Source organism: Acidocella sp. MX-AZ02 (genome assembly GCF_000306035.1).
GTDB classification, from domain to species: Bacteria; Pseudomonadota; Alphaproteobacteria; order Acetobacterales; family Acetobacteraceae; genus Acidocella; species Acidocella facilis.
Genome location: NZ_JH976207.1, coordinates 1,063,927 through 1,074,353, shown reverse-complemented (window position 1 = coordinate 1,074,353; position 10,427 = coordinate 1,063,927). Strand labels below are relative to the sequence as shown.

Genomic DNA, 10,427 nt, shown 5'->3' with positions numbered 1-10,427 from the left:
CTGTTTTTTAAGACGCGGGGCGCAGCGCCTCGCCGGTCAGCCTCTCGGCAATCTCCCAGAGCCGGCGGCCGGCTTCCGGGTCCAACGCCTGCGGCTCGGATTTCGCCGGGCCGGGCGGGCCCTTGCATTCAAACAGATGGCGCGGCCCATAATAATTCCCCTCACGGGCATAGGGGTCGATGCAGGCCAGGATCAGCGGCCAGGCCCCGGCCTCGCCGGATTGCTGGATGAAGGGGGCGGCGAGTTTCTGCAGCCAGGCGATGCGGCTGCCCGGGCCCGGCCCGTTGGCGACCAGCTCCGTCGCCGCGATACCCGGATGGGCCGCGAGCGAGAGCGCCCCCCAACCCCCGGCGGCGGCGCGCCGGCCCAGCTCATGCGCGAAGATCAGGCAGGCGAGCTTGCTCTGCCGGTAGGCGTTCCAGGGATGGTAGTTGGTTTCGGATTGCAGATCGTCCCAGGCCATCCTGCCCTGGCGATGGGCGATGGAGGACACCTGGATGATGCGCGGGGCGCGCGCCGCCAAAATCGGCTCCAGCAGCAAGGCTGTGAGCAGATAATGGCCGAGGAAATTCACCCCGAATTGCAGCTCGAACCCTTGCGCGGTGGTCTGGCGGGTGGGCGGGGCCATCACCCCGGCATTATTGAGCAGGATATCCAGGCTGCCATGGCGTTCCTTCACCCGCGCGGCGAAATCCCGCACCGCGGCGAAATCCGAGAGGTCCAGCAGCTCCAGCCGGGCGCGGCCGGGGGCGATGGCCTCGATTTGCGCCAGCGCCGCCGCCCCGCGCGCAGGGCTGCGGCAGGCGAGGATCACATTCGCCCCGGCCCCGGCCAGCTCAAGGGCGGCATAATAGCCGATGCCGCTATTCGCCCCGGTGACGATGGCCAACCGGTCGTTCAGCTTCGGCATATGGGCGCCGGGCCACAGGCTCATTGATCCCTCCGTTCGGTTAGCCGTGCAGGAGCTTCGCCGCCTGCACCGCATGGTAGGTGAGGATACCGGAACAGCCGGCGCGCTTGAAGCACATCAGCGCCTCCATCATCGCCTTGTCATGGTCGATCCAGCCATTGCGGGCGGCGGCCTCGATCATCGCGTACTCGCCGGAGACCTGATAGGCGAACACCGGCACGCCGAACGCGTCCTTCACCCGGCGGATGATGTCGAGATACGGCATGCCGGGCTTGACCATCACCATATCCGCCCCCTCGGCGATGTCCATCGCCACTTCGCGCAGCGCCTCGTCCGAATTGGCGGGGTTCATCTGGTAGGTTTTCTTGTCGCCCTGCAGCGCGCCCTGGTTGCCCAGCGCGTCGCGGAACGGGCCGTAGAAGGCCGAGGCGTATTTGGCGGCGTAGCTCATGATCCGGGTATGGATGTGGCCGGCGCCATCCAGCGCCTCGCGCAGCGCCTTGATGCGGCCATCCATCATGTCCGAGGGGGCGATGAAATCGATCCCGGCATTGGCCTGGTTCACCGCCTGTTTGGCGAGGATTTCCACGCTCTCGTCATTCACCACATAGCCATCGCGCAGCAGCCCGTCATGGGCGTGGTCGGTATAGGGGTCGAGCGCGACATCGCCGACCAGGGCGAAATCCGGAAACTCCTTTTTCAATAGCATGGCGGCCCGGCAGATCAGGTTTTCCGGGTTCAGCGCCTCGCGGCCCTCGGGGGTTTTCAGCTCAGCCGGGGTGACGGGGAACAGTGCAAGGGCGGGGATGCCCAGCTTCGCCGCCTGCTCCACATGCCTGGCCAGGCCATCCAGCCCGACGCGGAACTGCCCCGGCATCGCCTGCACCTCGACCGGATCGCCGCCGCCCTCGCGGATGAAGATCGGCCAGATCAGATCATCGACGCTGAGACTGTGCTCGGCCACCAGCCGGCGGGTGGCGGCATCGAAACGGTTGCGGCGCAGCCGCGTCAGGGGGAAATTTTGTCCAAGCATGACAGGTTTGTAGCCCAAAGCGGCGCGGCAGGCGACGGCTGATCGCGCTCATGGCTGGGCTGCGGGCGATGCCAGCACACAAGGCGATCTGTGGAAAAACGGAGATGCGAAACGGTTTGTTAAAGTTTATGATACGAGTCGTCAGATAAAGCGGATTGTACGGTTCGCGTAAGGGTTGAGTCGACGAGGGTTTGGCGGGCGGGGGTTGGCGAAGGCGGAATGTCGGACAGCATGATGCAGTATCGCGGGCCGGAGGAGGTGCTGGCCGCTTTGTTCGCCCAGGCCTTCGCAGGCGGCGCCGCGAAATTGCCGGCCGGGCTGAGCCGCGCGGATCTGCGCGCGGCATTGGCGCTGGAACCCGCCGCCCAGGCGCGGATTTACGAACAGATCAGGCAGCATTTCCGCACCGCGCCGGCGCCTCGGGCGGCGGTTGTGGCGAGGCCGCGCGGCGCCTTCGGGCAGAGGCTGGCGGGCCTGGGCGCGGCGTTGGTCACCGCCTGTCTGGTGCTGGCGACGATCGCGCATCGCCAGCCTGTGACTGCGCCGGTGCTGCACCCCGCGCCGGTGGTGGCGGTGATGCCGACGCGGCTCGCCCCGTTGCCGCCCCCGCCGCCCGTGGCGGTGCCGGTTGAATCCGTGGCCAGTCTGCTGGCGCAGGCGGGGCAGAATGGCGCGGCGCTGGCGCTTCTGCAAAGCCGGGCGGCGACCGGCGAGCAGGACGCCGCCTTCGCGCTGGCCAGCTTGCTGGACCAACGCAAGACCCAGGACGAGATCACCTTGCCGAAGGACGATAAGGCCGCCTTTGGCCTCTATTTACAGGCGGCGCAGGCGGGCAATGTCCAGGCCGAATATGACGCGGGGCGCTTCTATGAAAGCGGGCGCGGCGGCGTGCGGGATGCGGTTTTGGCCACCGCCTGGTACCGCGCCGCGGCGCTGAGCGGCTACGCCCCGGCGCAAACCAGCCTCGGCCTCGCTTACCAGACCGGCCTTGGCATCGCGCGGGACAATGCCCAGGCGGCACACTGGTTCGCCCAGGCCGCGGCGAAGAATGACCCAGCGGCGCAGACCGATCTCGGTTATCTTTACCTGTACGGCCAGGGTGTGGCGAAGGATCCGCAACGGGCGGTAAACTTGTTCGGCCAGGCGGCGAGCGCGCAATATGGCCCGGCGTTTCTGGCGCTGGGTTACTGCGCCGCGCAGGGGCTGGGCATGGCCCAGGATGTGCCGCAGGCGGCGCGGGATTTCCTGCTCGCCGAGCAGGAGGGCGTGCCCCAGGCCAAGGCCGCCATCGCCATGATCACGCCGTCCAGAAATTGAACCGCCGGGCCGTTGCGGCAGGCATGAAAAAGCAACGGTTTCAACAGCGCGGCGCGCATGGTAAGGGGGCGCCATGACTCGGTCTTTGACAGTGGCGCTCGGCGCCGATCATGGTGGGGTAACCCTGAAGAACCGTCTTGCCGCCGTGCTGATCGAAGCCGGGCACGAGGTGCAGGATTATGGCACGGACGGCCCGGCCTCCGTCGATTATCCGGATTTCGCCCAGGCGGTCTGCGGCGCGGTTACCGAAAAACGTGCCGATTTCGGCATTCTGGTCTGCGGCACCGGCATCGGCATGTCGATCGCGGCCAACCGCTATGCCGGCATTCGCTGCGGGCTGGTGCATGATGTCACCACCGCCCGCCTGACCCGCGCCCATAACGACGCCAATGTGCTGGCGCTGGGCGCGCGCATCATTGGCGAGGAAGTGGCGCTGGATATTCTCGGCGCCTTCCTCTCCACCCCTTATGAAGGCGGGCGGCACCAGCGCCGGCTCGACAAACTCAACCAGACGACGGAATCCACGCCATGAACGATCAGAGCCTCGCCCCGCGTTTGCAGCGCTTCTTCAATGCCCCGCTTGCCGAAGTCGACCCGGATGTGGCGGCGATCATCGGCCGCGAGCTGGCGCGTGAGCAGGATGGCATCGAGCTGATCGCCTCCGAGAATATCGTGTCCGCCGCGGTGCTGGCCGCCCAGGGCTCGGTCTTCACCAACAAATATGCCGAAGGCTACCCCGGCAAGCGCTATTATGGTGGCTGCGGCCCCTCCGATGAGGTCGAGACGCTGGCGATCGAGCGCGCCAAGAAGCTGTTCGGCTGCGGCTTTGCCAATGTGCAGGCCAATTCCGGCAGCCAGGCCAACCAGTCCGTGCTGCTGGCGCTGGTGAAGCCGGGTGACACCATTCTGGGCATGTCCCTGGCCGCCGGCGGGCATCTCACCCATGGCGCCGCCCCCAACCTGTCGGGCAAATGGTTCAACGCCGTGCAGTACGGCGTGCGCCGCGAGGACGGGCTGCTGGATTATGAGGAGCTGGAGCGCCTGGCCCGCGAGCATAAGCCCAAGCTGATCATTGCCGGCGGCTCCGCCTATCCGCGTTTCATCGATTTCGCCCGCATCCGCGCCGTGGCGGATGAGGTCGGCGCCTTCTTCATGGTCGATATGGCGCATTTCGCCGGCCTGGTCGCCGCCGGGATCTATCCGAGCCCGATCCCGCACGCCCATGTCGTCACCACCACCACCCACAAGACCCTGCGCGGTCCGCGTGGCGGCATGGTGCTGACCAATGACGAGGATATCTCCAAGAAGATCAATTCCGCGACCTTCCCCGGCCTGCAGGGCGGCCCGCTGATGCATGTGATCGCCGCCAAGGCGGTGGCTTTCGGCGAGGCGCTGACCCCGGATTTCGTTGCCTACCAGAAGCAGGTTGCGGCGAATGCCAAGGTTCTGGCGGAAACGCTGGTGGAGCAGGGGCTGGCGATCGTCTCCGGCGGCACGGACAGCCATTTGCTGCTGGTCGATCTGCGGCCGAAGAACACCACCGGCAAGGCGGCCGAGGCGAGCCTGGAGCGCGCCCATATCACCGCCAACAAGAACGCCATCCCGTTCGACCCGGCGAAGCCTGCCATCACCTCCGGCATTCGCCTCGGCACCCCGGCGGCGACCACGCGCGGCTTCGGCACCGAGGAGTTCAAGCAGATCGGCATCATGATCGGCGAGGTGCTGGATGGTCTGGCGAAGTCCAATGACGGCAGCAACGACGCGGCGGAAGCGGCGGTGGGCGCGCGGGTGAAGGCGCTCTGCGCGCGCTTCCCGATCTATCGCTAAGCCGCCGCGATGCGCTGCCCGTTCTGCGGCGATGCCGACACCCAGGTGAAGGATAGCCGCCCGACAGATGATAACAGCGCCATCCGGCGCCGGCGTTTCTGTGCGGGATGCGGGCAGCGTTTCACCACCGTGGAGCGCGTGCAGCTGCGCGAGCTCACCGTGGTGAAGGCCGATGGCAAGCGCGTCGCCTTCGACCGCGACAAGCTCGCCCGTTCCATCCGCGTGGCGTTGAACAAGCGCCCGGTGGATGAGGAGCGCCAGGAGCGTATCGTCAACGGCATCGTCCGCAAGCTGGAAGCCAGCGGCGAGGGCGAGGTGAAGAGCGAGGCGATTGGCGAGGCGGTGATGGAAGCGCTGAAGGCGATCGACGCGGTGGCCTATGTGCGCTTCGCGTCGGTTTACAGAGATTTCCGCGAAGCCCGTGATTTTGAAGCATTTCTAGGCGGTATGGACGGTGCGCCTTTGGCTCAGCCGGACCAGGAATGAGCGACCAGGATTTCATGCGTGCCGCGCTGGCCATGGCCCGGCGCGGATTGGGGCAGACCGCGCCCAACCCGTCGGTTGGTTGCATCATCGTCAATCAGGACCGGGTGGTCGGGCGGGGCTTTACCTCAGCTGGCGGGCGGCCGCATGCCGAGGTGAACGCGCTGGCCCAGGCCGGCAATGCGGCCCGTGGCGGCACCGCCTATGTCACGCTGGAACCTTGCAACTTTACCGGAAAATCAGGTCCTTGCACGGAGGCGTTGATCCAAGCTGGGATCTCCCGCGTGGTGCTCGGCGCGCAGGATCCGCATCCGAAGGTGAACGGCGCTGGCATCGTCCGGCTGCGCGCGGCTGGCATCAGCGTCTCCGAGGGCGTGCTGGCGGCGGAATGCGAGGCCTCGATCGCCGGTTTCGCCATGGTGCAGCGCCAGGGGCGGCCGCTGCTGCGCCTCAAGCTGGCCAGCTCGCTGGACGGGCGCATCGCCACCGCCAAGGGGGAGTCGAAATGGATCACCGGCGAGCCGGCCCGGCAGGCGGCGCATATGCTGCGCGGCACCCATGACGCGATCATGGTCGGCGTCGGCACCGTGCTGGAGGATGATCCCGAGCTGACCTGCAGGATTGAGGGCTATCGCTGCACGGATCTGGTCCGGGTGGTGGTGGACAGCCATTTGCGCACCCCCTTGCTCTCCAAACTGGTGCGCGGCGCGGCGCGGCATCCGCTCTGGATCTTGCACCGGAACGGCGCGGATAAATTGCGCGCCAAGGCGCTGGTCCAGGCCGGGGTGAAGCTGATCGAATTGCCGGCGGCCAGCATCGGGGTCGATCTGGTCGCGGCGATGAAGGCGCTGGCGCAGAACGGCCTTACCAGCGTGCTGGCCGAGGGCGGCGGCACCTTGGCGGCGGCCTTGCTGCGGGCCAATCTGGTCGATCGTCTCTCCTGGTTTCACGCCCCTTGCGTCATCGGCGGCGACGGGCTGCCCGCCGCCCAGGCCTTCGGCATCGCCAGCCTTGCGCAGATGCCGCGCTTCACCCAGATCTCATCGCGCCGCCTCGGCGCGGATATGCTGACGGATTTCATCCGCCAGCCCGTTTAAGGACCAGATTATGTTCACCGGATTGATCACTGGCGTCGGGCGCATCCGCGCCGTCAGCGCCATCGGCAACGGGCAGGATGCCCGCTTCACCATCGAAACCCCCGCCAACGAGGTCTGGAGCGGGGCGCAGAAGAAGCTCGGCGCCTCCATCGCCTGTTCCGGCGTCTGCCTGACCGTGATCGAGGCCGGGGATGACTGGTTCAGCGTCGAGGTCTCGGCCGAGACGCTCTCCAAGACCAATCTCGCCGGCTGGCGCGAAGGCACCTTGGTCAATCTCGAAGGCTCGCTGCGGTTGGGCGATGAGCTGGGCGGGCATCTGGTCTCCGGCCATGTCGACGGGCTGGCCGAGGTGATCTCCGCCACCCCGGAAAACGGCTCGGTGCGCTGGCTGTTCGAGCTGCCGGCGGCGCTGGGGCCGTTCGTCGCGGCCAAGGGCAGCATCGCCATCAATGGCGTTTCGCTGACCGTTAACGAGGTCGAGGGACTGCGCTTTGGCGTCAACATCATCCCGCACACCGCCGCGCACACGAATTTCTCTGCCCTGCGCCCTGGTGATAAGGTGAATGTGGAAATCGACATGCTGGCGCGCTATCTCGCCCGTCAGCTAAGCTTTAAGACGAACTAGGCTATATCCGCCGGCCCCGCGGACCGGTGCGAAAGGATTGCGTATCATGGACGGCTTGAAGACCCTCTCCAGCTCCGGGCTGCATGACTATATCTCCCCGCCGGCGGAGATCATCGAGGAAGCCCGCGCCGGGCGCATCTTCATCCTGGTCGATGACGAGGACCGCGAGAATGAGGGCGATCTGGTCATCCCCGCACAGTTCGCCACCCCGGATGCGATCAATTTCATGATCAAGCATGCGCGCGGCCTGGTCTGCCTGGCGATGACCAAGTCGCGCTGCGACACGCTGGGCCTGCCCTTGATGACACAGGCCAATGGCAGCCGGCACGAGACCGCCTTCACCATCTCGATCGAGGCGCGCGAAGGCATTTCCACCGGCATTTCCGCCGCCGACCGTGCGCGCACCGTGGCGGTAGCGATCAACCCGGAGCTGGGCCGCGAGGACATCGTCTCGCCCGGCCATATCTTCCCGCTGATGGCCCGCGATGGCGGCACGCTGGTGCGCGCCGGCCATACCGAGGCGGCGGTGGATATCGCCCGCCTCGCCGGGCTGATCCCGGCCGGGGTGATCTGCGAGATCATCAATGATGACGGCACCATGGCCCGGCTGCCGGAGCTCGTGGCCTTCGCCCAGCGCCACAACATCAAGCTCGGCACCATCGCCGACCTGATCGCTTACCGGCGTACCAATGAGCGTCTGGTCAAGCGCGTCGAGCAGGGCAATGTCACTGCCCGCGATGGCGGCGCCTGGAAGATGATCGCCTTCGAGAGCAAGGTGGATGGGGTGGAGCATCTGGCACTGGTGAAGGGTGATCTCTCCGGCGAAGATCCGGTGCTGGTGCGCATGCACGGCATGGAGCTGATCGGCGATGTGCTGGGCAACGGCCATATGGCGGCCTTGCATGAATCGATGCAGGAGATCGGCAAGGCAGGGCGCGGCGTCGTCGTCATCGTCCGCGATGCGCGGCAGAAGGCGATGTCCACCGGCCTGCGGGCGCTGATCGAGGGCACGCATGGCGGGCGCGATCTGCGCGATTACGGCATCGGCGCGCAGATCCTGCTGGATCTCGGGGTCAAGAACATGATCCTGCTCTCCAACCATAAGCGCAACATCATCGGGTTGGAGGGGTACGGGCTCAACGTGGTTGAGCAGCGCGGCCTCGCCGATTGCGATAACAAGTAATATTTTCAAAGAGTTCAAAGTAGAAATTCATGAGCACAGCCGACGCACCCTTGCCGGTGGCCCCGCAGATTGGCGGCCCGGCACCCCGCATCCTCGTCATCAGCGCGCCTTATTATCGCGATGTGGTGGAGGGCATGCTGCACGCCGCCCAGGAGATTTTCGCCCAGGTGAAGGCCGAAGTGGAAATCATCGAAATCGCCGGCGCCTATGAGCTGCCGCAGGCACTCGCCATCGCCGCCGGCGGCAAGGATGGATTTGACGGCTATGTCACGCTCGGCTGCGTGGTGCGTGGCGAGACCGACCATTATGAGTTCGTCTGCGATGCCGCGATGACCGGGATGATCAACGTCGCGGTGAGCCAGCGCCTGGCGCTGGGCACCGGGCTGCTGACGGTGGATACGCTGGCCCAGGCCCATGCCCGCTCGCGCGAGACCGGCGCCAATAAGGGCGCCGAAGCCGCCGTGGCCTGCCTGAAGCAGATCGCGCTGAAGCGCCGGTTCGCCGCATGAGCCGCCCCCGCACCCTCTCGCGCGTCGCCGCCGTGCAGGCGTTGTATCAGTCCGAACATGCCCAGGTGAGTTCGGAGACGGTGATCGACCAGTTCGTGCGCCATCGCCTCGGCAGCCTGCCCTGGCAGGGCGGGCTGGAGGATGGCAAGATGCCGGAGGCGGATGTGCCGCTCTTCACCCGCATCGTGCGCACGGCCACCGAGCAGCAGGATGTGGTGGACGGCATGATCACCCAGGCGCTGCCGGAGAGCTGGCCGATGACCCGGCTGGACCCGGTGCTGCGCGCCGCGCTGCGCGCCGGTGGCGCGGAATTGTGGATGAGCGACGGGCCGCCGGCGAAAGTGGTGATGAACGAATATCTCGACGTCGCCCACGGCTTCTTCTCCGGCGATGAGCCGCGCATGCTCAACGGCGTGCTGGACCGCCTGGCGCATCTGCTGCGCCCGGCCGAGTTCAAGTCCAACGCTGGCTGATGGACGAATTCAGCCGGATCGAGACCTTCTTTGCCCCGCTCGCCGCCGAGGCGGGGCTGAACCTGAAAGATGACGCCGCCGTTCTCGCCCCGCCGCCGGGGCGGGAATTGGTGTTCACCGTCGACCAGATGCTGGAGGCGGTGCATTTCTTCTCCGATGACGATCCGGCTTTGATCGCCCGCAAGCTGTTGCGGCGGAATTTGTCCGATCTGGCGGCGATGGGCGCGGTGCCTTTGGGCTATCTGCTGACCACCGCCCTGCCGAAGCGGGTAGATGAAGCCTGGCTGGAAGCCTTCGCCAAAGGGCTGGGGCAGGATCAGGCGGAATTCGGCATCGGGCTGCTGGGGGGCGATTCCTCCTCCGCACGCACCGATATCGCGCTGAGCGCTACCTTGATCGGCCATGTCGCGCCCGGCCAGGCGCTGCGGCGCAGCGGGGCCAGGGCTGGGGACGGGATCTTCGTCACCGGCACCATTGGCGATGCCGTGCTCGGGCTGGAGGTCCGGCGCGGCAAGCTGGCGGACCCGACCGGGTTTCTGCGCCGGCGCTCGGAATTGCCGGCGCCGCGCGTGGGGCTGGCGCTGGCGGGGATCGTGAATGCCGCCATCGATATATCGGACGGTCTGGTGCAGGATCTCGGGCATCTCTGCCGGGCGGCCGGGCTCCAGGCGACGATCAATGCGCAGCAGGTGCCGGCCTCGGCTGAGGCGGCGGCTTTGGGCGATGCGGTTCTGGAGCAGCGGCTGACCGGCGGCGATGATTATGAGCTGCTGCTGGCGGTGGCACCGGAGAATGAGGCGGCGCTGCGTGCGGCGTGCGGCGCTGTGCCGGTCACGCGCATCGGCAGCTTCCAGCCGGGTGAGGGCGTGGTGGTGCTGGATGCCGATGGTGAGCCCATGGCCTTGTCCGGGGCCGGCTGGAAACATTTCTAAAAGTTTTTGGGGGTGTGGGGACTTTTTTCAAAAAGTCC

General features: G+C 66.6%; 12 protein-coding genes. 10 read left to right on the top strand and 2 right to left on the bottom strand.

What is annotated here, in order from left to right:
• Positions 1 to 7 precede the first annotated feature (7 nt).
• Together MXAZACID_RS05280 and hemB are read right to left on the bottom strand one after the other, a co-directional pair.
• Positions 8 to 934 (bottom strand): oxidoreductase, encoded by a 927-nt coding sequence (locus MXAZACID_RS05280; protein ID WP_008493100.1) that lies wholly within the window; start codon positions 932 to 934, stop codon positions 8 to 10.
• Positions 935 to 950: 16 nt separating this feature from the next.
• Positions 951 to 1,943 carry a porphobilinogen synthase gene (gene hemB, locus MXAZACID_RS05275; RefSeq protein WP_008493099.1) on the bottom strand — a complete coding sequence of 331 codons (993 nt, stop codon included), beginning with the start codon at positions 1,941 to 1,943 and terminating at the stop codon, positions 951 to 953.
• 219 nt (positions 1,944 to 2,162) lie between these two features.
• Between hemB and MXAZACID_RS17695 the strand changes: the two genes are divergently transcribed.
• The 10 genes from MXAZACID_RS17695 (at position 2,163) to thiL (ending at position 10,389) form a co-directional block, all read left to right on the top strand.
• A complete protein-coding gene (locus MXAZACID_RS17695) occupies positions 2,163 to 3,260 on the top strand; it encodes a tetratricopeptide repeat protein (RefSeq protein WP_008493098.1) in 1,098 nt (365 codons plus the stop codon).
• 73 nt (positions 3,261 to 3,333) lie between these two features.
• Complete coding sequence (rpiB, locus tag MXAZACID_RS05265; protein WP_039884745.1) at positions 3,334 to 3,792, top strand: ribose 5-phosphate isomerase B; 459 nt, start codon at positions 3,334 to 3,336, stop codon at positions 3,790 to 3,792.
• Positions 3,789 to 5,087, top strand: coding sequence for a serine hydroxymethyltransferase (gene glyA / locus MXAZACID_RS05260; protein WP_008493094.1), 1,299 nt, complete (start codon positions 3,789 to 3,791; stop codon positions 5,085 to 5,087). Before rpiB ends, glyA begins: the two co-directional genes overlap by 4 nt.
• Before the next feature lie 9 nt (positions 5,088 to 5,096).
• The gene (gene nrdR, locus MXAZACID_RS05255; protein ID WP_008493093.1) at positions 5,097 to 5,573 is read left to right on the top strand and encodes a transcriptional regulator NrdR; all 477 of its coding nucleotides are present in this window, start codon (positions 5,097 to 5,099) and stop codon (positions 5,571 to 5,573) included.
• Positions 5,570 to 6,667 (top strand): bifunctional diaminohydroxyphosphoribosylaminopyrimidine deaminase/5-amino-6-(5-phosphoribosylamino)uracil reductase RibD, encoded by a 1,098-nt coding sequence (ribD, locus tag MXAZACID_RS05250; RefSeq protein ID WP_008493092.1) that lies wholly within the window; start codon positions 5,570 to 5,572, stop codon positions 6,665 to 6,667. The genes nrdR and ribD overlap by 4 nt, the downstream gene beginning before the upstream one ends.
• Before the next feature lie 10 nt (positions 6,668 to 6,677).
• The gene (locus tag MXAZACID_RS05245) at positions 6,678 to 7,292 is read left to right on the top strand and encodes a riboflavin synthase (RefSeq protein WP_008493091.1); all 615 of its coding nucleotides are present in this window, start codon (positions 6,678 to 6,680) and stop codon (positions 7,290 to 7,292) included.
• Between the two features lie 46 nt (positions 7,293 to 7,338).
• Complete coding sequence (gene ribB, locus MXAZACID_RS05240; protein WP_008493090.1) at positions 7,339 to 8,475, top strand: 3,4-dihydroxy-2-butanone-4-phosphate synthase; 1,137 nt, start codon at positions 7,339 to 7,341, stop codon at positions 8,473 to 8,475.
• A 29-nt stretch (positions 8,476 to 8,504) separates the two neighbouring features.
• Positions 8,505 to 8,984: a 6,7-dimethyl-8-ribityllumazine synthase gene (gene ribH / locus MXAZACID_RS05235; protein ID WP_008493089.1), complete on the top strand. Its 480-nt coding sequence runs from the start codon at positions 8,505 to 8,507 to the stop codon at positions 8,982 to 8,984.
• Positions 8,981 to 9,457, top strand: coding sequence for a transcription antitermination factor NusB (nusB, locus tag MXAZACID_RS05230; RefSeq protein ID WP_008493088.1), 477 nt, complete (start codon positions 8,981 to 8,983; stop codon positions 9,455 to 9,457). The genes ribH and nusB overlap by 4 nt, the downstream gene beginning before the upstream one ends.
• Positions 9,457 to 10,389: a thiamine-phosphate kinase gene (thiL, locus tag MXAZACID_RS05225; protein WP_008493087.1), complete on the top strand. Its 933-nt coding sequence runs from the start codon at positions 9,457 to 9,459 to the stop codon at positions 10,387 to 10,389. Before nusB ends, thiL begins: the two co-directional genes overlap by 1 nt.
• The last annotated feature ends 38 nt before the right edge of the window (positions 10,390 to 10,427 follow it).